The sequence below is a fragment of the Pelovirga sp. C15f genome (genome assembly GCF_057178085.1).
On sequence record NZ_JBXUCV010000002.1, the window covers coordinates 164,815 to 189,473 of the forward strand.

Genomic DNA, 24,659 nt, shown 5'->3' on the forward strand with positions numbered 1-24,659 from the left:
TGGTCGGACAATCCCGAGCCGGCATGGTCGGGTCAAGATCAGTAGTCCAATAGCCGGAATCAGGTCAAAGGGTGGTGCCCATTGCCCCCTCTGTGGTTGCGCATGTTATCTGCAGGTCTTTGAAGTGGGCGCCGTTACTCACACGGGCTTTTTCTGTGGATCATGTAACCCATCACGAACAACAGATCAGCTCTTAAGGGAGGGGTTCGATTTTTACCTTGAGGAGGGCGGTCCCCTTGACCTTGGTGCAGGTGAATCGGTAGTTGTTGATGATCAGGGTTTTCCCTTCTTCGGGCAGTTCACCAAGTTCGTACAGAATCATGCCGGACAGGGTTTCATAGCGGGCAGATTTATTGTTAAAGCGTGCCCCCAGAAGCTGCTCCAGATCACTGACAGAAAGCAGCGCATCAACAATAAATGCACCGTTTTGAAGACGCTGAATGCGTTTGGGCTTGCCTGAGTCATACTCATCCTCGATTTCTCCAACCAGCTCTTCGAGGAGATCCTCGGTGGTGACCAGTCCGCTGAGCATGCCATATTCATCCACTACCATCGCAATATGGGTGTAATCCTGCTGCATTTCACGCATCAGGTCGTGGACGCGCTTGGCCTCGGGAACAAAATAGGGTTTACGCAAGACAGTAGTGATAGAAAAGTCAGGTGATGTGATTGCCAGGTTGAGGAGTTCTTTTGCCAGGACGAACCCCTGAATGTTGTCAATATCTCCACGGTAAACCGGAAAGCGTGAGTGGCGAGAATCGCGGACCCGGGACAAGATTTTCGTTGGTGTTTCATCAATATCCAGGGCGATGATGCGCGGGCGCGGAACCATGACTTCACGGACCTGGGTTTGAGAAAATCGGAAGAGATTGGTGATGAATTGTGCTTCCTTGTCTGACAGGTGACCGGTCTGACTGCCGATTTTTGCCATGGCGAGGAATTCATTACGGCTGAAAATATGGATCTCTTTGCCGTGGGTAATAAATTTAGTGAATCGTTCCGAAAGCCAGACGATCGGGTAGAGGGCGGTAATTAAACCTTTGACAAAAAAGATGGTTGGTCTTGTCAATCTGATCCAGTAGATCGCGCCGATGGTTTTAGGAACAATTTCGGAAAAAAACAGGATCGCCAGGGTCATCAGGGCTGAGAAGAGGCCGAACCAGGCGTTGCCGAAGACAACGGCGGCCTTGGCTCCGGCGAGGATGGCGCCCACGGTGTGGGCGATGGTGTTCAGGGTCAGGATGGCGGCAAGGGACTGATCGACATTGTCCTGTTTCAACTGTTTGAGCAGGGCGGCAAAGGCCGGTTTTTTCTCTTTTTGTTCTTCAATGTACGAGGGTGTGATGCTCAGCAGCACCGCTTCGGCAATGGAACAGAGGAAGGAAAAAAACAGCGCCATTGCAACATAGGTGATCAGTAAAAGGGCGTCCGGGTGCATGCATTTCGTTTCGGTTTGGGTGGGTAGTCGTCAAATAAAAAACCTTTACCTGCGGCATTGATCGTTGCCAGGGATAAAGGCTCTTCAAATCTATCGTCTCAGGGTTTTTCCTGTCAACAGGAAAGGGCGGGAACGGCGCGCTAGCGGAGCGACAGCCGGCCGGCAACGACCGGCTGTCGCCTTCCTTGTCACGTTGCCGGCATCAGTTCTTCCGGCTCTTCCACTTTGAACTGGTTGCGACGCGGAGCGATGCGCCGGAAAAAATCAACCAGCCTGCGGCTGAGTTCCTGTGGCAGTTCCAGTGACAGCAGATGGCCACCGTCCAACTTGTCCGAGCCGAGGCAGCGCGGCAACTTGCCCGCCATAATCCCAACGTGATGGGGGTGGCAAATGCTGTCATGCTCGCCGCCGACGACCATGGTAGGCAGCTGCAGGTTGGTGAGCAGTTGGGTGTAGTCGCGGCGATTAATCATCGCTTTGAGACCATTGATCAGGGCATCGCGATCGTAGTTGTTAACCATCCGCCGTACCGAGTTCACGAGGTCTACCGGAAGCTGCCGCTCGCGTCCCGCAAAGAGCATGCTCACCAGCTGTTCACGCGCTATTTCCCCTTCATTTTTCATCAGCTGATTGATCAGCTCGGAACGGCGCGCACGTTCCTGTACGTCATCCTGTACCGGTCGGGTTGAGATAAAGCAGGCTCCAGCGATGCGCTCGGGGTGGCGTTCGACCAGGTCGAAGAGGATCGCTCCCCCCATCCCCATGCCGCAGGCGGCAAAGCGGCGCACGCCAACACGGTTGAGCAGTCGCAGGATACTGTGACTGTATTCGGCGATCGTCGTGTATTCACGACATTGTGAAAAATCGGGAAGGATGACGCGAAAACCGGCGCGTTGCAAAGGTTCAACCTGCTCGTTCCAGATCTCGGCGGTTAGGGGGAGGTCATGGATGAGGACAAGGGCCGGACCCTGACCAATATCCTTGAAAGGGATGGCGTTCTTATTCTGCATTGCGTTTTCTCCTGTGAGCGACAGATGATGAAAATCGTTCATTTTTTATGTGCTGAAGTTGTAACCCCTGATGTGGTAACCGAGGGCGCTTGTTGATGTGTCGGATACAACAAGGATAAGCAATTTATATACCGATGTTTTATATTTTTAAAAATTTAAATAAGTAACAAAAACAGATATATAGATTGTTATAGTAAGTGCTGTAAGATATGTTGTTTCGCAAAAATGCAAACATTATTTTAATTCAGCGACGAGCTTTTGCCTTGATGAAAAAATGTAACATGATGAAAAATAGAGATAATTCAGGGTTTTGCAATGCTGCGAAAAGCCGTTGCTGGGGTTTTGCATCCGGGCAATATGTTGGGAGACGGTAGAGATGGTGTGGGTACTCGTTGAAGAGAGGGGTTGATGATGGCGGAAATGGATGTGCGGCAGCCTGTTGTTCTGGTGACCGGTGGTGCGCGCGGGATCGGTAGAGGGATTGCACTGCGTCTGTTAGAGGATGGGTTTCGGGTAGTGGTTGCCGATATTGACGAGGAGGCTGGGCGTCGGCTGGTTACCGAATCTGCCGGAGAGATCGCTGCGATAAGGACCGATGTCGCCGATGAAGAGTCGGTGAAAGACCTCTTTACGCGTGTCGGCGCGGATTTTGGTCGCCTGGATGCGCTGATCAATAACGCCGGAATCGCCCGGGCTCATGCCGTCCCCCTTGAGCAACTGGAACTGGCCGACTGGAACCGACTGCTGGCGACCAATCTGACCGGCGTCTTTCTGTGCAGCAAGCATGGGGTTCCTTTGCTGCGAACCTGCCGCGGAGCCATTGTCAATATCGCCTCCACCCGGGCATTACAATCGGAGGCCGATACTGAGGCCTACTCTGCCGGCAAAGGGGGCGTGGTGGCGCTAACCCATGCCATGGCCATGAGCCTCGGGCCGCAGATTCGTGTCAATTGTGTCAGCCCCGGCTGGATTCATGTCAGCGATGGTCCCTTAAGCCCGCAGGACCACCGGCAGCATCCGGTGGGGCGGGTTGGTACTCCGGAGGATATCGCCGGCCTGGTGGCGTACCTGATCTCTGCGCAGGCTGGATTTATTACCGGTCAGAACCTTGTTGTTGACGGCGGCATGACGCGCAAGATGCTGTATCTTGAATAACGGCTAGGGTGTCACCGGTTCAAGTCGCAGCAGGGCGCCGTTGCGGGCATCGATCAGCAGATAGATGAAGCCGTCAGGCCCCTGGCGGACATCGCGGATGCGCCCGACCTGGTTCTGCAACAGACGTTCTTCAGCGGCGATCTCTTCCCCCTCTAGGGTCAGGCGCACCAGCATCTGACCACGCAGGGCGCCAATAAACAGATTGCCCTGCCAGCTGGGAAATTGATCGCCGGTGTAAAACATCATTCCCGCTGGCGCAATGGAGGGGTCCCAATAATACAGAGGCTGTTCCATTCCCTCCTGGTGGGTGCCGATACCGATTCTGGTGCCGATACCGTAATTGACCCCATAGGTGATCACCGGCCAGCCGTAGTTGCGACCGGAGCGGATGATGTTGATTTCATCTCCTCCCTGGGGGCCGTGTTCATGGGCCCAGAGCTCACCACTGACGGGCTGCAGGGCAGCACCCTGAATGTTGCGGTTGCCGATACTGAAGAGTTCCGGCAGCCAGTCCGGATGCTGTCGATAAGGGTTGTCGGCAGGGATGCGACCATCATCGTGAATTCGGATGACCGAGCCGGCATGGTCATCGGTTTCTTGTGCGCGATCCATCTGGCCGTGGTCGCCCAGCCCGATATAGAGAAAGCCCGTGCCGTCAAACACCAGACGGGCGCCGAAGTGGCGGCCGGTAGTTGTTCCCTTGTTGCCGCGAAAGAGCACCTCAACCTCCTCGAGCTTGTTCCCGATCAGCTTGCCGCGGGCAACGTCGGTACTGATCCCACGGTTGCGCGCCGAGGTGTAGGCAATATAAACCAGCTGATTCTCAGCGAAGCGCGGGTGCAGGGCCACATCAAGCAGACCGCTCTGCCCCTGGGCGACAACAGCGGGCAGACCGGATATCGGTTGCGGCAGCAGCTGGCCATTTTCAACCAGGCGCAGTCGCCCCGGACGCTCGGTGACCAGGATGCGACCATCGGGAAGAAAAGCCATCCCCCACGGGTGTTCCAGCCCTCTGGTGATTTCGACGACGCGGATTTGTTCGCTGGAGGTCGTGACAACCTGCGCAGCAGCGCTGAAAGGCAAACTGGTAAGGAATAAAAAACTGAGACTAACCGGCAGGGCTAGGAAGCTGAATATCTTGTTGATTGTCATGATGTGCCTCCCTGTACTGTTTTTGCGTAAAGCAGTAGTGACGTTCATAAAGCATTCACCACTAAGCCACTGAGAAATTTCTAAAACACCAGGTTTCCTCTTTATCTTCTGTGACTCTAGCCAGCGAAGAGAGTGGGTGGTGAAAAATTGTTATTATAACACAGTGCTGCCGGGCAATGGCTTTGGTAACCGCTTTGTCCGTGGTATACTTCGTTTTTACTTTGTTTTTCCAAGTTCACTTATCACATTCGGTCAGGGAGGTTTAGAGTTGATGAAATTTAAAGCATTAGTCGTAAGCCAGCCGGAAAAAAAGGTCTTTGTCCGTTCGATTGAAACCCGCAGCCTTGATGAATTGCCCGCCGGTGATCTGGTAGTAAAGGTTCACTATTCATCCCTCAACTACAAGGATGCCCTGTCGGCGACCGGTAACCCGGGGGTCACTCGTGAATTTCCGCATACTCCGGGAATCGATGCCGCCGGCGAGGTTGTCAGTTGTGATGACGGCAGTTTCCAGCCTGGCGACCAGGTGATTGTTACCAGTTATGACCTGGGGATGGAAACCGATGGCGGCTTTGGCCAGTTGATTCGCGTGCCATCCCGCTGGGCACTTAAATTGCCGAAAGGGTTGAGTCTCAAGGAGAGCATGATGTACGGCACTGCCGGATTGACGGCAGGGTTGTCGGTTGACCAGCTGGTCGCTAATGGGGTGACTCCGGATTCCGGCCCGGTCCTGGTGACCGGCGCGACCGGCGGGGTGGGCAGCCTGGCGGTCGCGATTCTGGCCCGGCTGGGTTATCAGGTGACGGCAGTTACCGGCAAGCTCGATGAAGAATCTTACCTGAAGCGCCTCGGCGCTGCGCAGGTGCTCAGCCGTGAAACCTTTATGACCGGCAGCGAGCGCCCAATGCTTAAAACCACCTGGAGCGGCGTTGTCGATTGTGTCGGTGGAGAAATGCTGGCTACGGCGATCAAGTCGACCCGTTACGATGGGGTTGTTACCTGTTGTGGCCTGGTGGCCTCGCCGGAACTGCCGATCAATGTTTTTCCCTTTATTCTGCGCGGGGTGCGTCTGATCGGTATCGATTCTGCCGAAGCCCCCATGGCACGCCGTCAGCAGGTCTGGACCAGGCTGGCAGGCGATTGGAAACTCGCTGGTCTCGACAAGATGGTTGAAGAAATAGGGCTGGAGCAACTTGAGGAAAAAATCAAACAGATGCTTGCTGGTGAGCTCAAGCGCCGGGTCCTGGTTTCCCTGATTGAGGGCTAATGATACCTTGGAAGCCGGTGAAGAGGTGAGCGGGAGGCGATGATGTTACGACATCTGGCGTGGATGCTGTTGCTGGTGGTGCTGACCGGTTGTGCCGTCAATCCGGTGACCGGGCGCAATGAATTGGTGCTGGTTGGAGAAGGAACTGAGCTGCAGATTGGCGCTGAACAGTATGCGCCGTTACGGCAGATGCAAGGGGGAGATTATGGTACCCAGCCGCAGATTACGGCCTACGTCAAGGACGTTGGCGGACGCCTGGCGGCAGTCAGTGATCGTCAACTTCCCTATGAATTTCAGGTGATTAATGATTCGACCCCGAATGCCTGGGCGTTGCCCGGCGGCAAGATCGCCATCAACCGCGGCCTGCTCACCGAGATGCAGAGCGAAGCGGAGCTGGCAGCGGTGCTTGGTCATGAAATTATCCATGCCGCCGCGCGCCACAGCGCCCAGAGTATGCAGCGCAGCATGTTGCTGCAGGGCGCAGTAGTTGCCGCCGCAATGGCGGCCGGCAACAGTGAGTATGCCGGACTGGCGATGGGCGGAGCCTCTGTTGCCGCCGGTCTCGTCAGTCAGAAATACAGCCGCGAAGCGGAGAGCGAGGCCGATTACTATGGCATGCTCTATATGTCACGCGCCGGTTATGATCCCGGCGCAGCGGTGGATCTGCAGCAAACCTTTGTGCGCCTGTCGGAAGGGCGGCAGAGCAACTGGCTCGAAGGCCTGTTTGCCAGCCATCCCCCCTCGCAGGAGCGGGTCGATGCCAATCGCCGCACCCTGGCGAGCTTGCCCACAGGTGGTGAGAGAGGGGAGGAATCATATAAAAAGATGTTGGCGCCGCTGCTTGCTGCACAGAAGTCCTATGATACCTATGACGAAGGGCGCAAGGCGCTGAATGACAATCGCGCCGATCGCGCCCTGGCCCTGGCCGACCAGGCGATTGCCGGTGAACCCAGGGAAGCCCTTTTTTACGGTCTGCGCGGTGATGCTCTGCGTAAGCAGGGGCGCGAACGCGAAGCGGTAGCGGCCTTCGATCAAGCCCTGCAGCGCCAGCCGGAATATTTTCACTACTACCTGCAGCGTGGGTTGGCCTATCAGGCGTTGGGGGAAACCGGTTCAGCTAGCGCCGATCTGGAGCGTAGTGTCGCTTTGCTGCCGACTGCGCCGGCGATGAATTCACTTGGACAACTGGCCTTGAATCGTGGCAACCAGGCCCAGGCAATGGAGTACTTTGCGGGAGCTGCTGCGTCCGATTCCCCCGCCGGTCGCCAGGCCTATGAATCTCTGGTGCGCCTTGATCTGCCCGCCCATCCCGATAAATACCTTAACCTCGATTATGCTCTTGATCGCCAGGGCCAACTGATTGTCCGTCTGACGAATCAGACCCCGGTGAGCATTGGTGATATTGATCTTGAGGTTGGTTACGACGATCAGGCCGGCAACCGCCGGCAGACCCGTTTGCGGATTGCCGGCCCGGTTGCCGCCGAAACGACTTATCAGGCAGCGACCGGGCTGGGACCCATCGCTGATCCCGGAAAAGTGAAAAACCTCGGCAGCCGGGTCCTGGCAGCTCGGGTGGTTGATTAACGTCACCATGGACTTTTGTGATACGCACATTCATCTGAAGGCTTCTGGTGCCGAGGGGATGGCCGATAGATGGGTTGAATCTGCCAAAGCAGCGGGGATCGAATGGTTGATTCAACCAGGAGTCAGAGTTGGTGATTGGGATGCCCTTATCTCCTTGACACAGCGACATTCGAGCGTATATGCCGCTCCGGGAATTCATCCCATGTGTGCAGATCAATGGGATGACGAGGTAGCCCTGCGGTTAAAAGAACTGATCCGCCATCCAAAGGTTGTCGCTATCGGAGAAATCGGTCTGGATGCAGTTGTCGGACCTGCGCAGGAGATCCAGGAACGGGTGCTACGTTCCCAGTTGCAGATTGCTCTTGATCATGACTTGCCGGTGCTGCTTCACTGTCGTAAAAAAAACGGTGCCCTGCTGGCGATATTACGTGAATTGGACATCGGGCGGCGGATTGGTGGTGTCTGGCATGCTTTCTCAGGCAGTATGCCCTTTGCCCGCGAGCTGGTTGCCCTGGGATTTTCTATCGGGGTCGGGCCGATTCTGCTGCGGCACAATGCGCGCAAGCTGGTTGAGGTTGTCGCGGCCTTGCCATCATCTGCTATTGTGCTGGAAACGGACCTGCCGGATATGGCACCGGCACCGGAGGAATTGGTCAAGGTAGCGAAAAGAGTTGCAGAAATTAAAAACCTGACCCTTGATGCTGTAGCCAGAGTAACGACAGAAAATGCTCTAAAGTTGCTATTCGTTCAACACCGGGGCGGGGGATCCTGTGCCAAGGGACGCTTTTCGTCATCCCTGACCGCTTGACTGTCACCGTCCATGGCGACAGACACCCTTGTCACAGAATCCCCGACCCTGCGATAGCTAAATAATTACCAAAGTTGTTTGGAAAAATTCAGGAAGGCAACAAATGAACGAACATCGCTTCAGCCGGATGCAGTTGCTGGTCGGCGCGTCAGCAATGGATTGCCTGGCAGGGGCTTCGGTAGCCGTCTTCGGTATTGGCGGCGTGGGTAGCTACGCGGTGGAGGCTTTAGCAAGAGCCGGTATTGGAAGCCTGACCCTCGTCGATTTCGATGATATCTGCGCAACCAATATCAATCGCCAGATTCATTCCCTGGATAGTACCATCGGCCGTTCCAAGGTCGAGGTGATGGCCGAGCGTTGCCGCCAGATCAATCCGGATTGCCGAATTACTCCCAAGCACGTATTTTATCATGCCGAAACCGCGCCGGAGCTGTTGCCGGCGGGGTATGGTTATCTTCTCGATTGCATCGATCATATCAGCGCCAAGTTGCACCTGATCGAAAGCTGTGTAAGGCAGCGGATTCCGGTCATCAGCTCGATGGGCGCAGCCAATAAGCTCGACCCGACCCAAATCAAGGTTGCTGACATCAGTGCCACGGAGAAATGCCGTCTGGCGCGGATTATCCGCAAGGAACTGCGGAGCCGCGGGATCAATCAGGGGGTCCAGGTGGTTTATTCGACGGAAGAATTTCGCCCCTTAAGGGATGAAGCCCATGTCTGTGCCGACAACTGCATCTGCACCAATCGCGAAGAACAACGCTGGAACTGCAATGATCGGCGGGTGATTCTTGGCAGTTCGTCCTACATTCCACCGATCTTCGGTTTGACCATGGCAGGCGTTGTTATTCAGAAACTGATCGGCGAGAGCAGATTAGTTCCTGATGGTCAGAGCTAGCCATGCCCGGTACTGCTCCCCTGTGGCAAACTTACCTGAAACTGACCCTCGCGGCAGTGTTCTGGGGAGGAACCTTTATCTCCGGCAAGTTGCTTGCTGCTGATTTGTCGCCCGCTGTTGCTGCCTTTTTGCGTTTTACCCTGGCGGCGGCGGTGCTGCTGACGCTTACCTGGCGACACCATGGCCATCTGCCACGGATTAATCGGGATGATCTGTTGCCGCTGCTGCTCCTGGGTTTAAGCGGGGTATTTGCCTACAATGTCTTTTTTTTCAGCGGGTTAAGGCAGATTGAAGCGAGCCGGGCGGCGATCATTATTGCCAATAACCCGGTGATGATCGCTATTGGTGCCGCGATCTTTTATGGTGAGAACCTCACTGCGAAAAAGGTCTTGGGTATTATCCTGTCGGTTGCCGGTGCGATCACAGTTGTTGTGCGCGGAGAACTGAGCCAGTTATTCACGGGTGGGGTCGGCTGGGGAGAATTGATGATTTTTGGCTGTGTGCTCAGTTGGACCACCTATTCACTGGTCGGTCGGCGTGCCATGCGCAATTTCTCGCCATTGGTAGCAGTGACCTATTCAGCAGTTGCCGGGGCTTTGCTGTTGCTGCCCCTTGCCCTGCTGTCCGGTCTGGGTGCGCAGGTTGCTGTCAGTAGTTTGATCATCTGGGGGCACATCGGCTATCTGGCACTGTTCGGCACAGTGCTCGGCTTTGTCTGGTATTATCAGGGAATCGCTCGTATCGGCTCCACCCGTGCCGGGCAGTTTATCAATATTGTGCCGTTGACCGCCGTCTGCCTGTCGATCCTGGTGCTGGGTGAGCCATTAACCTGGTCTTTGTTGGCCGGTCTGCTACTGGTCAGCGCCGGCCTGTATCTGACCAACAGATCATCCTGATCAGGACTGGCTGCGACGACTCCAGAAGAACCACAGGCCGCCGAGTCCTTGCAAGATCAGCAGGGTAGCAAAGGCGGCACGGTATCCTGCCGGGGAATAACCACCACTGGTAGTGAGAGGATAAAGGCCGATAATGATGCCGACCAGCCACTGGGCACCAAAGGCGCCGGCAAAGACAAGCAGATTGAGTACCGAGTTGCAGCGACCGATCAGGTGTTGCGGAAAGCGCTGGGCCAGGATGGCATAGGCCAGAATACCGACGGTACCCAGTAGCCCGAAGCAGACCCAGGAGACAACGGGATAAGCCGGTGTCATCAGCAGTACCAGCTGGCTGACCATAAACAATACCATTCCGACAGCGGCAACCCGTTCGGTTGGGATGCCGCGGCGGTTTAATCGTTCCGCCAGCATGCCGCTGGTAAAATAGCCAATAATCATCGCTACGGCAATCCACCATAGCCCCCGCGCCACATCCCCCCGCTCGAGTCCGGCGACATCGCGCAGCCAGGGGCCGGCCCATAATCCCTGTAACGCTAAATAAGTCGCCTGGCTGGTCATCGCCCAGGGGACAATCTGCCAGAAAGATGGTGTAGTAACGACAGTTTTGAGACCCTGGAACTGTTGTGTCAAGGTTTCGGGTGTCTGTTGCCGTGGCTGGTTCGGTACAACAAAAAAGACGATCAGGGCGACAATGAGGGTTAACAGGGCGAGCGCCAAAAACAGGCCGCGCCAGTCGGTCAGGGCCATGGCCGCTTCCACTGGAGTAGTGGCCAGCAGCGCGCCAATACCACCCGACACCATCTGCACGCCGTTGGCAAAGGCCAGGCGTTCCCTGGGGAGCCAGCTGGCGAAAGCTTTGAACGCTGCCATCAGGCAGGCGCTGACCCCCAGACCAATCAGTGCGCGCCCGATTAACAACCCGGTAAGGCTGTGGGATAAAGCAAAAGTCAGGGCGCCGGCAGCAGCAAACAGCAGCAGAATTCCTTCAACCCGCCGTGAGCCAAACCGATCGAGCAGAATACCCAGGGGGAGCTGAAAAGCGGCAAAACAGAGAAAATAGATCGATGTCAGTAGGCCCAGATCAGCGGCAGTAAGACCGAGATCGGTGATCAGATCCGGAGCAATAACCGCGTTGACACTGCGAAACAGGTAGGAAATCGCGTAACCCAACCCGAAGGGAACAAAGAGGCGCAGCAACAGACTGGTGTTGTTTGGAGTGGTCATGGCAGCTCGTGATAAAAAACAAAAGAACCTGTCAGCAATCGCGCCCATTAAAGCCGATGATCAGTTTTCGGGCAACAGCTTTCTTTTCGACCATAAAGCGGCCAATCCAAGAGACAATCCTGCAAGGAATGTGTACAATGGAAGCTTATTTGACCAATGAATATTTTGCACTGGAAGGGAGTTGTTTATGAGTTCACAGCCCGAGCCTCATATCGTCTATCGTTATGTCAGCCATCTCGTCAAGGACACCTTTGCTCTGGTTCTGGCCGGTGGCCGTGGGAGCCGACTGCATGAGCTGACCGAATGGCGCGCCAAGCCCGCTGTTTATTTCGGGGGGAAATATCGGATCATTGATTTTCCACTTTCCAACTGCGTTAATTCGGGGATTCGCCGGATCGGCGTGTTGACCCAGTACAAATCCCATTCCCTGATCCGTCACCTGGTGCGCGGCTGGAGCCATTTCAAAAAAGAATTAGGTGAGTTTGTCGAGATTCTGCCGGCGTCCCAGCGCTTTTCCGAGGAGTGGTACCAGGGAACGGCAGATGCAGTCTATCAGAACATGGATATAATCCGCGCCGAGAAACCCAAATACGTTCTCATTCTCTCAGGAGATCATATTTATCGTCAGGATTATCGCGATATGCTTTTACACCATGTTGAAAGTGGCGCTGACATGACGGTCTCCTGCATGGAGGTTCCGGTTGCGGAAGCGGCCGGCGCTTTCGGCGTGATGACGGTTGATGACGGCATGCGGATTGTGCGTTTTGACGAAAAGCCGCAACATCCATCAGAAGTCCCCGGACAACCTGGAATGACCCTGGCGTCGATGGGGAATTACATCTTCAATACCGAATTTCTGGAAGAAGTATTAACCAGGGACGGCAACAATCCGGACTCTGAACATGATTTCGGCAAGAATATCATTCCTGCTATTATTGAGAGTCACAATGTCATTGCTTATCCTTTCCGGAATCCGGAAACCAACAAGCTGGCCTACTGGCGCGACGTTGGTTCACTTGATGCCTTCTGGGAAGCGAATATGGAGCTGATTTCGCCGAATCCTGAGTTGAATCTCTATGATCCTAATTGGCCGGTCTGGACCTATCAGATGCATTTGCCCCCGGCTAAATTTGTGTTCAATGACGATGACCGCCGCGGCATGGCGGTTGACTCAACCGTTTCAGGAGGATGTATTATTTCCGGTTCCCGCCTGAATAAGACCCTGCTGTTCTCCAACGTGCGCGTGCATTCCTATTCTACCATTGATGAAACCGTGATTCTGCCCGAGGTTATTATTCATCGTAACTGTCGTATCCGGCGTGCCATTATTGATCGGGGTTGTGAAGTTCCGGCGGGTACGGTGATCGGCTATGATAGCGAACAGGATAAGAAAAATGGGTTCCGGATCACCTCCAAGGGAATTGTTCTGGTGACCCGTGAAATGCTTGGGCAACAGGGCGGCTACGCCTGATCCCGTGATGGCTTTTTGCGGCTATGGCGCTGCCGCAGGTTCTTCGTTGACGGCAAGCAGATAGCCGTTGGGATCCTGTAGCCAGAGTTCGCGGCGCTGGTGCTCGCGGTCATCCAGTTCATAGAGGATCGGCCAGTTGTGGTAGCGCGCAGCGCGGTAAACATCATCAAGCTCGCTGCATTCCAGCTCAAGTACAACCCCGGCGCCGAGGAGGGTGCGGCTTAAGTGCTGGAATAATGCCGGGTGATGCTGCTCCAGACTATGCAATGACTGAAACACCAGCCGCAGGTTGTCGCTGCAGATCAGCAGGGCGGTTACGGTACCCCGGGAATCTGTCAGTCGTTGTACCGACAGCCCCGGCAGGTGGCGATAAAAATCATAGGTGGTATCGAGGTCAATTGCTGCAAAGGTCATACTTAGCTGCATGGTCTGGCTCCACGAAAATGTCAATCAATGGTTCTCTGCCGTTTTGCGGATGGTCTCTGAAGTCTCATTGATTTTATTTTTGCCTCTGTGTTTTAATGCCGCAGGTTATGACAGAGTGAGGTATGTGTCGAGTATTCATTGGTCTGGGTGGAAATCTGGGTGAGCCGTTGGCGCGATTTTTAGAGGTGCGCCAGGCGCTGCACAGTCATCGGCAGATAATCGTTGTGGCCAGTTCTCCTTTGTATCGAACTGCGCCGGTCGGCGGTCCGGCAGGGCAACCTGACTACCTTAATGCGGTTCTTGAACTGGCAACGGACCTGACTCCACTGGCGTTGCTCGACTATTGTTGTGAGCTGGAACAGCGTGGCGGTCGCCGGCGCGAGGTGCACTGGGGTGCCCGTACCATCGATATTGACCTGCTGTTGGCAGATGGACTGATCTGTTCAACACCCCAATTGACGCTCCCTCATCCACACCTGCATGAGCGTTCATTTGTTTTAAAGCCGCTGTCGGATCTGGCAGCAGATCTGATCCATCCCCTGTCTGGTCGCACCATGGCGGAATTGTTAGCATCTCTGCCACAAAGCGCCGGCGATATTCACTTACAAGGTGCCTGGTAAGCTGATGATCAAGTTGTTGCTGTTAGTCCTTTTGGGTTTTGTTCTCTATTCTTTTTTTCTGTCCCTGACGCGCCCGAAAACCGGCATTTCTACCAAAAATCGCGAAAGCAGGCAGGCCAAGGGTGATCTCATGGTGGAAGATCCGGTCTGCGGCACCTGCCTGCCGCAGGAGGATGCGATCAAGGCTCATATACAGGGCAGCGATTACTACTTTTGTTCCAAAGTCTGTCTTGACCGCTTCAAAGACAGAGATAACGACCCCCCCCCATCCTGATTGAAGGAGTCATATAATGAAGTTCTTTATCGATACCGCAGAAGTATCGGAAATCCGTGCCGCCCACGAACTGGGGCTGGTTGACGGCGTAACCACCAACCCCTCGCTGATTGCCAAGAGTGGTCGTGATTTCAAAGAGGTGATCAAAGAGATCGCCGGGATTGTCGATGGTCCGATCTCTGCCGAGGTGATAGCCCTCGATGCCGAAGGGATGGTCAGGGAAGGCAAAGAGCTGGCTAAGATACACCAGAACATAGTGATCAAGGTTCCCATGACCACCGAAGGGCTCAAGGCCACCAAGGAGTTCAGTCGCGAGGGGATCAATATCAACGTCACCCTGATTTTCTCGCCGCTGCAAGCATTGCTGGCCGCTAAGGCGGGAGCAACTTATGTTTCTCCGTTTGTCGGGCGGCTCGATGATGTCGGACATGATGGAATGGAAGGGGTAGAGCAGATCCGGACCATCTATGACAACTACGGCTATGACACCGAGATCATCGTGGCCTCGGTGCGCTCACCGTTGCACGTTCTCAATGCCGGATTGATCGGCGCTGATATCTGCACCATCCCCTTCGCGGTGATGAAGCAACTGGCTCAGCATCCTCTTACCGATGTCGGCATTGAGAAGTTCCTGGCTGACTGGAACAAAACCAGGGCGTGATTTGTACGTCGAAGATTGATCATCAACGCCGGCAAGAGTGCTCTTGCCGGCGTTGATTCTATTTCCCCCTTTTTATGGTGCAATGTATCTTTTTATTAAATCATCGAGTATTGGTTGATTAGGATGGCCTGACCACTTGACAATCTGCCGGTGCTCGGTTACATCTTTGATTGTTTGCTGGTAGAACACACTTTCCAGCGCTTGTTTCACATCCGTTTTTTTTCTAACCAGGTGAGGTCACGATGAATATTCATGAGTATCAAGCCAAGGCAATCCTGCGCAATTTCGGAGTCCCGGTTCCGGATGGGCATGTGGTCTACAACAGTAACCTGGCCCGCGACTGGGCTCGGCGACTGGGGGATGGACCCTGGGCGGTTAAAGCCCAGATCCATGCCGGTGGTCGCGGCAAGGGTGGCGGTGTAAAAATTGCCAAGACGCCTGACGAGGTCAGGAAATACGCCAAGAGCATGTTCGGAATGACGTTGGTTACCCATCAGACCGGGCCGGAAGGAAAAACCGTCAAGCGGGTGCTGGTAGAAAACGCCAGTAATATCGCCGATGAGTTTTACATTTCTTTTCTGGTCGACCGGGCGACTGATCGTGTGACCTTGATGGCCTCTGCTGAAGGCGGTATGGATATTGAGGAAGTCGCTGCCAAGACCCCGGAAAAGATTTTCTTCGAAGCAGTTGACCCGGTTGTCGGGCTGACCGCCTTTCAGGCACGTAAAGTGGCATTTAAGCTCGGCTTTGAGATGCCTCAGGTCAAGCAGGCGGTCCCCTTGTTGCTGAATATTTATAAGGCATTTGTCGAGTCCGATTGCTCCCTGCTCGAAATCAACCCGTTGATTCTGACCGCCGAAGGCAACCTGCTCTGTATCGATGCCAAACTGAATTTTGATGATAATGCCCTCTTCCGTCATCTGCGCATTCGTGATCTGCGCGATTACGATGAAGAAGATCCGATGGAGATCGAAGCCTCCCAGTACGACCTCTCCTATATTGCTCTTGATGGTAACATCGGTTGTATGGTCAATGGCGCAGGTCTGGCCATGGCAACCATGGACATCATCAAGCATACCGGTGGTGAGCCTGCCAACTTCCTCGATGTCGGGGGCGGCGCGACCATTGAACGTGTTACTGAAGCGTTCAAGATTATTCTCTCAGACAGCAAGGTGAAGGGGATCCTGGTCAATATCTTCGGCGGCATCATGAAATGTGATGTGATCGCTACCGGGATTATCGAGGCGGCCAAGCAGGTCGGTGTTTCTATTCCGCTGGTTGTCCGGCTTGAGGGAACCAACGTCGAGAAAGGGCGCAAGCTGCTGGCTGAGTCGGGTCTGAACATTGTCAGCGCTGAAGGCATGGCTGACGCTGCCGAGAAAATTGTCAAAGCCGTCAACGGCTAAGGAGAAATCTGCGATGAGTATTCTGATCGATAAAAATACCAAGGTTATTACCCAGGGAATCACCGGCGCGACAGGCCTCTTTCATGCCCAGGGTGCCCGTGAATACGGCACCCAGATGGTGGGGGGCGTCACCCCCGGCAAGGGCGGGACCAGTGTTGACGGGTTCCCGATTTTTAATACGGTGGAAGATGCGGTCAAAGAAACCGGTGCCACTGCGTCGGTTATCTACGTGCCGCCAGTCGGTAGTGCTGATGCGATCATGGAAGCCGTTGATGCCGGGATTGAACTGGTGATCTGTATTACCGAAGGGGTTCCCGTTCTGGACATGGTCAAGGTTCAAAAATACATGGAAGGACGCAACTGCCGTCTGATCGGCCCCAACTGCCCCGGGATCATTACTCCCGGCGAATGCAAGATCGGTATCATGCCCGGCTATATTCATAAGCCCGGCCCGGTCGGGGTTGTCTCCCGCTCCGGCACCTTGACCTATGAAGCGGTCTGGCAGTTGACCACGCGTGACATCGGTCAGACCACCTGCGTGGGGATCGGTGGTGACCCGGTCAACGGTACCAGTCACCTGGATGTATTGAAAATGTTTGAAGCCGATCCGGCCACCAAAGCCGTTATCATGATCGGAGAAATCGGCGGAGATGCCGAGGAGCAAGCAGCCGCTTATGTTCGTGATCATATGACCAAACCGGTTGCCGCTTTTATTGCGGGTGCCACTGCGCCGGCCGGCAAACGGATGGGACATGCCGGGGCGATTATCTCCGGGGGCAAGGGTGATGCCGCGAGCAAAAAGGCCTTCCTGGCCGAGTGTGGAATCAGCGTTGCTGATTCACCGGCCGATATGGCAGCTGCCCTGCTGAAAATCTGGACCCCCTGACAGGTCTTAAGCAGACATTTTGATGAACAACAAAGGGACGGGCCGACAGCTCGTCCCTTTGTTGTTTTATCTACAATTTCTGTAACTATTCAGCTATGGCCTTGCGCCGGGTCGAGGGTCCTGTGGCAAGGGTGTCTGTCGCCATGGAGGGCGACAGCAAGCGGTCTTGGATGACGAAAAGCGTCTTTTGACCCAGGATCCCCGATCCGGTGCTGAACAGCTACCAATTTCTTTTGATTGCCCATCCGCTAAAACATGGCTATTCTTCTTGGCGACGGGTGGTCTCATCCTGCGCAAAGAATTATTGCCAATATTGACAAGACTAGTTCCGTAGGCAAAGTAATGATGACAATTGAGGGTTGCCATGGTGGGAAAACATCGGAATCTGCTGGTTATTGACGACGAAGCATCGATGCGTCATATGCTGCGCCTGGTGCTCGAAGAACAGGGCTATCGGATTTCCGAGGCCGGTAATGGATTTGAAGCGATAGCGCGGTTGCGTAAAGAAAAATTCGATCTGATCCTCTCTGATATCCGCATGCCCGACATGGATGGTCTGACTTTCCTCAAGCACCCGGACGTAGTGGCGCTGGATACCACCATCATCATGATGAGCGCCTATGGCAGCATCGACACTGCCCTTGAATGTATCAAGTCCGGCGCTTATGACTATATCTCCAAACCCTTCAAGCCGGATGAGGTTATTCTGACCTTGCGCAAGGCAGAAGAACGCCTGTCTTTGCAGCACGAAAACGTCAGCCTCAAACAAGCCCTGTCTCGCTATCACACGGGATTTTCTATCGCTGATATTATTCACGCCAGCCCGCAGATGAAGGTGCTCCTTGAGCAGGTGAGCAAGGTTGCTGCCACCGATTCGCCGGTGCTGATCAAGGGGGAAACCGGTACCGGTAAGGAGCTGATTTCCCGCGCCCTGCACAGTGAAAGTGGCCGGGTCGGGGAATTTCTGGCCATCAACTGCAGTGCCCTGACCAGCGGCTTGCTGGAAAGTGAGCTCTTTGGTCACGTCAAGGGCGCTTTTACCGGGGCCGATCGGGAAAAGCAGGGACTTTTTGCTATTGCCGCGAATGGCACCTTGTTGCTCGATGAGATTGCCGATCTGCCGCTGGAGTTGCAGCCAAAGCTGCTGCGGGTGCTCCAGGAAGGTGAAATTCGTAAGGTAGGAGGAACCCGCACGGAAAAGGTGTCAGCGCGGGTTGTCGCGGCGGCCGGACGTGATTTGTGGGAGGTGGTGCAGGCCGGACAATTCCGCAGTGATCTTTATTACCGGCTGGCGGTGGTCGACTTGCATATCCCGCCCCTGCGTGAGCGCTGCGAAGATATCCCGGTTCTGGCGCGACATTTTCTGCAGCGTATTTGCGCCCGCGAACACCGGGCGGTGCCCTTGCTGACGGATACTGCCATTGGGCAGTTATGCCGCCACAGCTGGCCGGGAAATATTCGTGAACTTGAAAACTATCTGGAAAAGGCTCTGATCTTCAGTACCGCTGACGAGTTGGATCTGCCGCCTCTGGGGGCAGCGTCGCGAACCAGAGATGAACCCCCGACAGACGACCTCTCCCTCAAAACCGCGTCACGGCAATTGGAGGAAGAGTATATCCGTCAGGCGTTGGAGCGAACCGGCGGCAACCGCACCCAGGCGGCCAGACTGCTGGAAATCAGTCTTCGGGCGCTGATGTACAAGATCAAGGATTACGGTATCGGTTGAACTGTCCTGCTAAAATTCTCCTTTATCTGCCAGACTGATATAAGCACCGTTACCAATAATGATGTGATCCAGTACGCGAATGCCGAGCAGTTCACCGGCTTGTTTAAGGCGCCGGGTGATCTCGATATCTTCGCGACTAGGGGTCGGGTCGCCCGACGGATGATTGTGCACAAACAGCACCGCCGCGGCCGATTCCTTGAGAGCCGGGGAGAAAACCTCGCGTGGGTGAACAATACTGGCGTTGAGGCTGCCCTCGGAGATCTGTATTTCACGGATCAGACGGTTCTTGGTGTCGAGTAGCAGCGCCAGAAAGACTTCTTTGCGGTAGTCACACAGACGTTCGTGAAAATGATAGAAGGCGTCGGTGGAACTCCGGTAGGTTTGTCCCGGTTGCAGACGTTGGTCGGAAAAGCGCCGGGCGATCTGGAACATGGCCTGAATTTCAGCCGCTTTGGCCGGGCCGATACCGGGCTGCTCGCAGAGTTCAGCGATGGTGGCGGCGGCCAGCTGGCGTAGCGAGCCAAACCGCCGCAGTAACCCGCGGGCGAGATCAACCACGCTGTTTTTACTCGAGGAATCGCCGGTACGGATAATCAATGCCAGCAGTTCGGCGTCGGTCAGATGATCGGCGCCACGCGCCAGCAGTTTCTCCCGCGGACGCTCGTCGGCGGGCCAGTTTTTGATACGCTGCATGTTTCCCCCTCCATTGTTTTATCCATCTGTTGAGCACCGGATCGGGGCTCCTGTGACAAGCTATCGCCTGACTAATTGTATTATTGTCAGATAGCGCCCTTAAGTTTCAGAAAATCAGCGATCTTGCGGGCCAGAGCTTCGTACCCGGCGGCGTTAAGATGGACAGCATCGCTTTTGTAGACTTTGGTTTTCATCAGCTCGGATAATTCTCCTTCAAGCAGTTGAACCCCTAATTCATCTGCCAGTTCCCTGTATAGTGGCGCATCCTGGATCATCAGCCCGGGTTTGGGAACGGCAATAAAAGCCACCTGGATATTGCGCTGGTTGGCGGCCTCGTACATGCGGCGTAAATTTTCTTTGAGCTGCTGTTCATCACGTTTTTGCAGCAGGTCATTGCCACCGTGCATAATTAAAACCAGGTTCGGTTCATGAGTGTCGAGCAGGCCAGGCAAGCGGCGCGCTCCATCGGCGCTGACTTCGCCGGGGATACCGGCGTTGATGATGTTACGGCCAATCAGTCGCTGAAGCTGGGCGGTGTAGCTGGTGTTGACATCGGCTCCCGTACCTGTAGTCAGACTGTCACCAAAGGCCAGGATTTTATCGTTGGGGCGCAGAGGGTTAAGGCCTGCAGGATTATCACAGGCCGCCAGCAGGGTGAACAGCACGAGTACCAGGATCGATCTGCTGAAAAAACTCATCATGTTTCCTTTGTTGATTTATGGGGATTGAAAAACTGTTGCAGTGTAGCAAAAACCTGCTCGCTTGAGCCACGGATTATTGGTGCCGGCGGCAGAGATTTAAGAAAAATCCGCCCGTAACCACGCTTGACCACGCGACTATCGAGGATCAGGACCACGCCGCGATCGCTGCGATGGCGGATCAGGCGGCCGAAGCCCTGTTTAAAACGGATAACGGCCTGAGGCACGGTATATTCCATGAATGGATCGCCGCCGGCAGCGGTGATGGCCTGACAGCGGGCCTCCAGAACCGGCTCGGTGGGCACCTTAAAGGGGAGTCGGGTGATGATTACCTGTTCCAATGAGGAGCCGGGGACATCAACCCCTTCCCAAAAGGAGTCGGTACCGAACAGGGTGCTGGAGATCTCTTCGGCAAAGCGTTTGAGCAGGTGATGGCGACTTTCTTCCCCCTGGCGCAGACAGCGCAGGCGCTGCGCTTCAAGGATGGGGGCGAGCTGCTCGTGGACATCACGCAGCAGGGCATAGGAGGTAAAGAGAACAAAACTGCGTCCCTGGCTGATGCGCAGCGCCTTTTCGACGGCATCGCGGACCCCTTCAGTAAATCCGGAGCGTCCCGGTTCCGGGATATCCGTCGGCACAACCACCAGGGCTTGCTGCTGATAATCAAAAGGTGAGAGCAGAGCCAGCTGTTTTTGCCGTCCCGATTCGGTGTGACTCAACCCGATACGCGCGCAGAAGTAGGCAAAGGAGTCGGCTACGGTCAAGGTTGCACTGGTCATGACCAGGGTCTGAACCCGGTCGTAAAGAGCATTTTTCAGGCTGGCGCCTACATCAAGGGGCGCTTGACAGAGGCTGGTCAGAAGCCCCTTGCCGCGTCCGATCCGCCCTTCACGGATTTCAATCCACAGGCAGTTGGCGGGGGTGGCGGCCTGAAAGGAGGCCAGTTCGCCGGCGATGACACTTAAGCGACCGGCCATGCCGCGCAGATCAGTGAGGGTCGGACTGACTTTTTCAGCAATATTGTCGGGCAGCGTCGTAGCGAGTCGTAGCAGGGCGATCAAGCCTTCTTCAAGTCGTACGGTCTCGTTGCGCAAGCCCTCCAGTCGCCGGCACAGGCGTTGCCACAACTCCGTCGTCAAAAAATCGCCGAGGATGCGATGTTTCAGTTCGGCACCGTTACCAACGCTTTTGCCGAGGGCTGCCGGTAATTCTGAAGCAATCGCCTGCATTTCATCGATGGACAGTTCATACAGGCGCTGGCGGTGGTTGGTTAAATCTTCAATCGCTTCATGGAAATTACGGTAGAGGATGTCAGCACTGTCCGGCAGTGCCCGCGCCAGCTGATCGAGCAGACGTGGCAGCAGCCCCTGCTCAGGTTTGCGTGGATGGCGCAGGCGACCTAAAACCCGCGAAAAGGTAAAGCGGGTGGTCTGGGCCGAAAAGTAACTGGTGGCGACATCTTCGAGGTGATGGGCCTCATCGAGAATAATCCGCTCGAAGGGTGGTAAAACCGCCGTGGCAGAATAGTTGTCGGTCTGTTCGCGCAGAGACAGGTCAGACAGCAGCAGGGCGTGGTTGACCACCAGCAGGTTGGCACGCGCTGCCTGGCGCCGGGCGCGATGGAAAAAACAGCGGCTGTAGTGGTTGCAGCGGACCCGCGCGCACTGATCGGGTTCGCAGCACACCTCCTCCCAGGCCTGGTACGAAGGGATAAAGGACAGATCTTCGCGCGAGCCATCTTCGGTGGCGGCCGCCCAGCTCAGTATCTGTTGCAGCTCGGCGCTCTGCTCCTGGTCAAATAATCCCAGTTCGGAACCGGCTGTTTCGCCGCGGCGCAGGCAGAAATAATTGCTGCGCCCCTTGACCAGCACCGCCTGAAAGTTGATGCCGGTGGCGCGCTGCAAAAAGGGAATATCCTTGCGGATCAGCTGTTCCTGCAGGTTGATGGTGCGGGTCGAAATTACCACGCGTTCGTGATTATCACGGGCAAACAAGAGGGCCGGTACCAGATAGGCCAGGCTCTTGCCGGTACCGGTGCCGGCTTCGATAATTGCCAGTTGCCGTTGGTTAAAGGCATCGGCAACCGCAAAAGCCATGCGCAACTGTTCCGGGCGTTCTTCGTAGTCAGGCAGTTTGCCGGCAATGATGCCGTCGGGGCCGAGCAGATCCTGAATCTGCTCATAATCCAGGTGTTCGATATTCTTCGCCGCAAAGGGTTCCACCACCCGATAGAGATCATCCACCTGATTGTTGACGATGAAAAAGCCGACGCCCAGGTCACCCAACATACCGGCGACATCGATATCGGCCGGGGAAGGTTCGAGGTTGCCGGAAGGATGGTTATGGATAACGACATCGCCATGGGCGCAGGTGCTGAGGATGGCTGGAACGGCCTTTTTGGAGCCGCGGGCCAGAACCTCAACCTGAACTACACGGAGCTTGGCGTCGGTCTGGCCAAGAAAAAATACTTCACGACCACGAGCTTGGGTAATAGCATAGCGCATCTGGTCGAGGCAATCTGATGAGAAGTCAGCGAGCATGGTGCGGGATTATAGAGGAAGCTGGATGAGAAGGGGAAGGATTGTATTGCGGCGAAGACATTTTTGCAGTAAGTGTTCGTATTCTTCAGGGACTGTTCGGTTCAGGGCTCGGATCTCCATGCCAGAGGACGCTTTACATCATCCATGGCCACAGATACCCTTGTCATAGAAAATCAAAGGGTCCTTATTTCGAACGCTTGTTTTTTTCTCGACAGGGATTTTTAGAAATGCCGATAACAATCACGGAAATCTATCAGCGCCTGAGTCAGGGGTATTGTCTTGACAACTGGTGGCCGGCGCAAAGTCCCTTTGAGGTCGCTGTCGGGGCTTTTCTGACCCAGAATACCAACTGGAACAACGTGGAAAAGGCGCTGACTAACCTTAAAGAGGCCAGGGCGCTGGATATAACCCTGTTGGCCCGGATGCCCACGGCGCAGCTCGAACAGCTGATCCGCCCATCCGGGTTTTTTCGCCAGAAAGCGCAGCGCCTGCAGCATTTTTGTCGTCACATGCTGGATCACCACGCAGGATCCCTGGAAAAGCTGCTGCAGCAAGAGCCTGATGAAACCCGCCGTGAGCTGCTGGCCCTTGCCGGTATCGGTCCGGAAACGGCGGATTCGATTCTGCTCTATGCCGGTCACCGCCCTTGCTTTGTCGTCGATAGCTACACCCGGCGTTTTTTTGGTCGGCTAGGGCTGCTGACAGGTAGAGAAACATATGATGAAATACGGACCCTGTTCATGACCGAAGTGAGTCAGGAGGTTCCCCTCTATCAGCACTATCATGCCCTGATTGTGACTCACTGCAAGGAGCGTTGCCGGAAAACCCCCTTGTGTTCTGCCTGCCTTTTTAAAGATATCTGTGATTATGCCACTCAGGTGGCTTGAACAATTCCTGTTTCTGCGCTAAGCTCCCGCTGTTTTAAGCTTTTTTTGCCTTTCCTGGATATTGACTGATGGATCATCTGTTGTTTCTGCTGAAAAAAATCCTGGGAGATTTTCTCACGCCGGTTCCCTTAACCCTGTTATTGCTGTTACTGGCGGTTCCTTCCCTGCTGCGCCGAAAAAACCGCTGGTTTGGAATTATTTGTGTTGTTGTTGCTATAGCCCTGCTGTTTGTCAGTAGTTACGCGCCCTTGAATAATCGCTGGATTGCCGATCTCGAAGCACGTTATCCAGCCTATACACAGGATATCAGCTCGCCTGATTATATCGTTGTTCTTGGTAGTTGGCACCAGACGGTGGCTGCTCAGCCCCTGACCAGCGAGTTGAGTGCAACCGCCATTGTCCGCCTGACCGAAGGGATTCGTATTTATCGATTGAACCCCGGTAGCCGCCTGATCTTTACCGGTTATCACGGTATGAACGCCGATCCGGTAGCCTATCCGGAAAAACTCAGAGAACTGGCTCTTGCGCTGGGCGTTCCCGATGAAGACATCCTGACCTTTATCGGTCCGCGTGATACCGTCGAAGAAGCACAATTGATTGCAGACCTTTTTGCTGATGCTGAGCTGGTGCTGGTGACTTCAGCGACTCACATGCCCCGTTCCATGGAGCTGTTTCGCGGCGCCGGGCTTGATCCCACTCCTGCGCCGACAGCTCACCTGAGCAAGCCGACCAGGCGTTTATGGAGTTTCCCCGACGGTGAGGCCCTGGCTCGCACGGATGCCTTGATTCACGAGCATTTGGGAATTTTGTGGGCGCGGCTGACAGGACAGAGCGCGCAGGAATAGACAGTAGAATAATGAATAACTATAGTTGTTATTCAGCTATCGTCCTTGCCCCAGGATTCCCGGCCCGGTGCTGACCAGATACTAAATTATCATCAAG

At 54.9% G+C, this 24,659-nt stretch carries 24 protein-coding genes; 16 read left to right on the forward strand and 8 right to left on the reverse strand.

Annotation, left to right across the window (positions count from 1 at the left end; translation table 11 throughout):
- Positions 1-193: 193 nt before the first annotated feature.
- Together AC1931_RS05960 and AC1931_RS05965 are read right to left on the reverse strand one after the other, a co-directional pair.
- Positions 194-1,438 carry a hemolysin family protein gene (locus AC1931_RS05960; protein ID WP_483876332.1) on the reverse strand — a complete coding sequence of 415 codons (1,245 nt, stop codon included), beginning with the start codon at positions 1,436-1,438 and terminating at the stop codon, positions 194-196.
- Positions 1,439-1,626: 188 nt separating this feature from the next.
- Positions 1,627-2,448: an alpha/beta fold hydrolase gene (locus AC1931_RS05965; RefSeq protein ID WP_483876333.1), complete on the reverse strand. Its 822-nt coding sequence runs from the start codon at positions 2,446-2,448 to the stop codon at positions 1,627-1,629.
- A 408-nt stretch (positions 2,449-2,856) separates the two neighbouring features.
- On the opposite strand from AC1931_RS05965, the gene AC1931_RS05970 reads away from it, so the two are divergent.
- Positions 2,857-3,603 (forward strand): SDR family oxidoreductase, encoded by a 747-nt coding sequence (locus AC1931_RS05970; RefSeq protein WP_483876334.1) that lies wholly within the window; start codon positions 2,857-2,859, stop codon positions 3,601-3,603.
- 3 nt (positions 3,604-3,606) lie between these two features.
- On the opposite strand, the gene AC1931_RS05975 is transcribed toward AC1931_RS05970, so the two are convergent.
- Entirely contained in the window at positions 3,607-4,755 is a 1,149-nt protein-coding gene (locus tag AC1931_RS05975; protein ID WP_483876335.1) for a PQQ-dependent sugar dehydrogenase, read from the reverse strand.
- A 271-nt stretch (positions 4,756-5,026) separates the two neighbouring features.
- Here AC1931_RS05975 and AC1931_RS05980 point away from each other — a divergent pair, with 271 nt between their 5' ends.
- From AC1931_RS05980 to AC1931_RS06000, 5 genes are all read left to right on the forward strand, one after another.
- On the forward strand, positions 5,027-6,022 hold the full coding sequence (locus AC1931_RS05980) for a YhdH/YhfP family quinone oxidoreductase (RefSeq protein WP_483876336.1): 996 nt from the start codon (positions 5,027-5,029) through the stop codon (positions 6,020-6,022).
- A gap of 39 nt (positions 6,023-6,061) precedes the next feature.
- A complete protein-coding gene (locus AC1931_RS05985; protein WP_483876337.1) occupies positions 6,062-7,606 on the forward strand; it encodes a M48 family metalloprotease in 1,545 nt (514 codons plus the stop codon).
- Positions 7,607-7,613: 7 nt separating this feature from the next.
- On the forward strand, positions 7,614-8,414 hold the full coding sequence (locus tag AC1931_RS05990; protein ID WP_483876926.1) for a TatD family hydrolase: 801 nt from the start codon (positions 7,614-7,616) through the stop codon (positions 8,412-8,414).
- A 103-nt stretch (positions 8,415-8,517) separates the two neighbouring features.
- Positions 8,518-9,309, forward strand: a complete 792-nt coding sequence (locus tag AC1931_RS05995; RefSeq protein WP_483876338.1) for a tRNA threonylcarbamoyladenosine dehydratase — start codon at positions 8,518-8,520, stop codon at positions 9,307-9,309.
- Positions 9,310-9,311: 2 nt separating this feature from the next.
- Complete coding sequence (locus tag AC1931_RS06000) at positions 9,312-10,205, forward strand: DMT family transporter (protein WP_483876339.1); 894 nt, start codon at positions 9,312-9,314, stop codon at positions 10,203-10,205.
- On the opposite strand, the gene AC1931_RS06005 is transcribed toward AC1931_RS06000, so the two are convergent.
- Complete coding sequence (locus tag AC1931_RS06005; protein ID WP_483876340.1) at positions 10,206-11,429, reverse strand: MFS transporter; 1,224 nt, start codon at positions 11,427-11,429, stop codon at positions 10,206-10,208.
- Between AC1931_RS06005 and AC1931_RS06010 the strand changes: the two genes are divergently transcribed.
- Together AC1931_RS06010 and glgC are read left to right on the forward strand one after the other, a co-directional pair.
- On the forward strand, positions 11,428-11,589 hold the full coding sequence (locus AC1931_RS06010; RefSeq protein ID WP_483876341.1) for a hypothetical protein: 162 nt from the start codon (positions 11,428-11,430) through the stop codon (positions 11,587-11,589). The two genes, AC1931_RS06005 and AC1931_RS06010, sit on opposite strands and share 2 nt — an antisense overlap.
- Before the next feature lie 27 nt (positions 11,590-11,616).
- Entirely contained in the window at positions 11,617-12,900 is a 1,284-nt protein-coding gene (gene glgC, locus AC1931_RS06015; RefSeq protein ID WP_483876342.1) for a glucose-1-phosphate adenylyltransferase, read from the forward strand.
- 21 nt (positions 12,901-12,921) lie between these two features.
- Here the strand turns inward: glgC and AC1931_RS06020 are convergent, their stop codons facing one another.
- Positions 12,922-13,326, reverse strand: coding sequence for a VOC family protein (locus AC1931_RS06020; protein WP_483876343.1), 405 nt, complete (start codon positions 13,324-13,326; stop codon positions 12,922-12,924).
- 122 nt (positions 13,327-13,448) lie between these two features.
- Between AC1931_RS06020 and folK the strand changes: the two genes are divergently transcribed.
- The 6 genes from folK (at position 13,449) to AC1931_RS06050 (ending at position 18,899) form a co-directional block, all read left to right on the forward strand.
- Positions 13,449-13,946 carry a 2-amino-4-hydroxy-6-hydroxymethyldihydropteridine diphosphokinase gene (gene folK / locus AC1931_RS06025; RefSeq protein WP_483876344.1) on the forward strand — a complete coding sequence of 166 codons (498 nt, stop codon included), beginning with the start codon at positions 13,449-13,451 and terminating at the stop codon, positions 13,944-13,946.
- Between the two features lie 4 nt (positions 13,947-13,950).
- Positions 13,951-14,220: a YHS domain-containing protein gene (locus AC1931_RS06030; RefSeq protein ID WP_483876345.1), complete on the forward strand. Its 270-nt coding sequence runs from the start codon at positions 13,951-13,953 to the stop codon at positions 14,218-14,220.
- Between the two features lie 16 nt (positions 14,221-14,236).
- On the forward strand, positions 14,237-14,881 hold the full coding sequence (gene fsa, locus AC1931_RS06035) for a fructose-6-phosphate aldolase (RefSeq protein WP_483876346.1): 645 nt from the start codon (positions 14,237-14,239) through the stop codon (positions 14,879-14,881).
- A gap of 242 nt (positions 14,882-15,123) precedes the next feature.
- Positions 15,124-16,287 (forward strand): ADP-forming succinate--CoA ligase subunit beta, encoded by a 1,164-nt coding sequence (gene sucC, locus AC1931_RS06040; RefSeq protein WP_483876347.1) that lies wholly within the window; start codon positions 15,124-15,126, stop codon positions 16,285-16,287.
- Between the two features lie 13 nt (positions 16,288-16,300).
- Positions 16,301-17,173, forward strand: a complete 873-nt coding sequence (gene sucD, locus AC1931_RS06045; RefSeq protein ID WP_483876348.1) for a succinate--CoA ligase subunit alpha — start codon at positions 16,301-16,303, stop codon at positions 17,171-17,173.
- Between the two features lie 364 nt (positions 17,174-17,537).
- Complete coding sequence (locus tag AC1931_RS06050; RefSeq protein WP_483876349.1) at positions 17,538-18,899, forward strand: sigma-54-dependent transcriptional regulator; 1,362 nt, start codon at positions 17,538-17,540, stop codon at positions 18,897-18,899.
- Positions 18,900-18,908: 9 nt separating this feature from the next.
- Here AC1931_RS06050 and radC read toward each other — a convergent pair whose 3' ends face one another.
- From radC to AC1931_RS06065, 3 genes are all read right to left on the reverse strand, one after another.
- The gene (gene radC / locus AC1931_RS06055; RefSeq protein ID WP_483876350.1) at positions 18,909-19,592 is read right to left on the reverse strand and encodes a RadC family protein; all 684 of its coding nucleotides are present in this window, start codon (positions 19,590-19,592) and stop codon (positions 18,909-18,911) included.
- Positions 19,593-19,678: 86 nt separating this feature from the next.
- Positions 19,679-20,290 (reverse strand): GDSL-type esterase/lipase family protein, encoded by a 612-nt coding sequence (locus tag AC1931_RS06060; RefSeq protein WP_483876351.1) that lies wholly within the window; start codon positions 20,288-20,290, stop codon positions 19,679-19,681.
- On the reverse strand, positions 20,290-22,830 hold the full coding sequence (locus AC1931_RS06065; RefSeq protein WP_483876352.1) for a helicase C-terminal domain-containing protein: 2,541 nt from the start codon (positions 22,828-22,830) through the stop codon (positions 20,290-20,292). The genes AC1931_RS06060 and AC1931_RS06065 overlap by 1 nt, the downstream gene beginning before the upstream one ends.
- A gap of 227 nt (positions 22,831-23,057) precedes the next feature.
- Here AC1931_RS06065 and AC1931_RS06070 point away from each other — a divergent pair, with 227 nt between their 5' ends.
- Positions 23,058-23,717 (forward strand): endonuclease III domain-containing protein, encoded by a 660-nt coding sequence (locus tag AC1931_RS06070; RefSeq protein WP_483876353.1) that lies wholly within the window; start codon positions 23,058-23,060, stop codon positions 23,715-23,717.
- Between the two features lie 68 nt (positions 23,718-23,785).
- Positions 23,786-24,562 (forward strand): ElyC/SanA/YdcF family protein, encoded by a 777-nt coding sequence (locus AC1931_RS06075; protein ID WP_483876354.1) that lies wholly within the window; start codon positions 23,786-23,788, stop codon positions 24,560-24,562.
- Positions 24,563-24,659 lie beyond the last annotated feature (97 nt).

Bases quoted from the DNA above. Each gene is read 5' to 3' on its own strand.
- AC1931_RS05960 (WP_483876332.1), bottom strand. From the start codon at position 1,438: ATGCACCCGGACGCCCTTTTACTGATCACCTATGTTGCAATGGCGCTG.
- AC1931_RS05965 (WP_483876333.1), bottom strand. From the start codon at position 2,448: ATGCAGAATAAGAACGCCATCCCTTTCAAGGATATTGGTCAGGGTCCG.
- AC1931_RS05970 (WP_483876334.1), top strand. From the start codon at position 2,857: ATGATGGCGGAAATGGATGTGCGGCAGCCTGTTGTTCTGGTGACCGGT.
- AC1931_RS05975 (WP_483876335.1), bottom strand. From the start codon at position 4,755: ATGACAATCAACAAGATATTCAGCTTCCTAGCCCTGCCGGTTAGTCTC.
- AC1931_RS05980 (WP_483876336.1), top strand. From the start codon at position 5,027: ATGAAATTTAAAGCATTAGTCGTAAGCCAGCCGGAAAAAAAGGTCTTT.
- AC1931_RS05985 (WP_483876337.1), top strand. From the start codon at position 6,062: ATGATGTTACGACATCTGGCGTGGATGCTGTTGCTGGTGGTGCTGACC.
- AC1931_RS05990 (WP_483876926.1), top strand. From the start codon at position 7,614: ATGGACTTTTGTGATACGCACATTCATCTGAAGGCTTCTGGTGCCGAG.
- AC1931_RS05995 (WP_483876338.1), top strand. From the start codon at position 8,518: ATGAACGAACATCGCTTCAGCCGGATGCAGTTGCTGGTCGGCGCGTCA.
- AC1931_RS06000 (WP_483876339.1), top strand. From the start codon at position 9,312: ATGCCCGGTACTGCTCCCCTGTGGCAAACTTACCTGAAACTGACCCTC.
- AC1931_RS06010 (WP_483876341.1), top strand. From the start codon at position 11,428: ATGGCAGCTCGTGATAAAAAACAAAAGAACCTGTCAGCAATCGCGCCC.
- AC1931_RS06005 (WP_483876340.1), bottom strand. From the start codon at position 11,429: ATGACCACTCCAAACAACACCAGTCTGTTGCTGCGCCTCTTTGTTCCC.
- glgC (WP_483876342.1), top strand. From the start codon at position 11,617: ATGAGTTCACAGCCCGAGCCTCATATCGTCTATCGTTATGTCAGCCAT.
- AC1931_RS06020 (WP_483876343.1), bottom strand. From the start codon at position 13,326: ATGCAGCTAAGTATGACCTTTGCAGCAATTGACCTCGATACCACCTAT.
- folK (WP_483876344.1), top strand. From the start codon at position 13,449: ATGTGTCGAGTATTCATTGGTCTGGGTGGAAATCTGGGTGAGCCGTTG.
- AC1931_RS06030 (WP_483876345.1), top strand. From the start codon at position 13,951: ATGATCAAGTTGTTGCTGTTAGTCCTTTTGGGTTTTGTTCTCTATTCT.
- fsa (WP_483876346.1), top strand. From the start codon at position 14,237: ATGAAGTTCTTTATCGATACCGCAGAAGTATCGGAAATCCGTGCCGCC.
- sucC (WP_483876347.1), top strand. From the start codon at position 15,124: ATGAATATTCATGAGTATCAAGCCAAGGCAATCCTGCGCAATTTCGGA.
- sucD (WP_483876348.1), top strand. From the start codon at position 16,301: ATGAGTATTCTGATCGATAAAAATACCAAGGTTATTACCCAGGGAATC.
- AC1931_RS06050 (WP_483876349.1), top strand. From the start codon at position 17,538: ATGGTGGGAAAACATCGGAATCTGCTGGTTATTGACGACGAAGCATCG.
- radC (WP_483876350.1), bottom strand. From the start codon at position 19,592: ATGCAGCGTATCAAAAACTGGCCCGCCGACGAGCGTCCGCGGGAGAAA.
- AC1931_RS06060 (WP_483876351.1), bottom strand. From the start codon at position 20,290: ATGAGTTTTTTCAGCAGATCGATCCTGGTACTCGTGCTGTTCACCCTG.
- AC1931_RS06065 (WP_483876352.1), bottom strand. From the start codon at position 22,830: ATGCTCGCTGACTTCTCATCAGATTGCCTCGACCAGATGCGCTATGCT.
- AC1931_RS06070 (WP_483876353.1), top strand. From the start codon at position 23,058: ATGCCGATAACAATCACGGAAATCTATCAGCGCCTGAGTCAGGGGTAT.
- AC1931_RS06075 (WP_483876354.1), top strand. From the start codon at position 23,786: ATGGATCATCTGTTGTTTCTGCTGAAAAAAATCCTGGGAGATTTTCTC.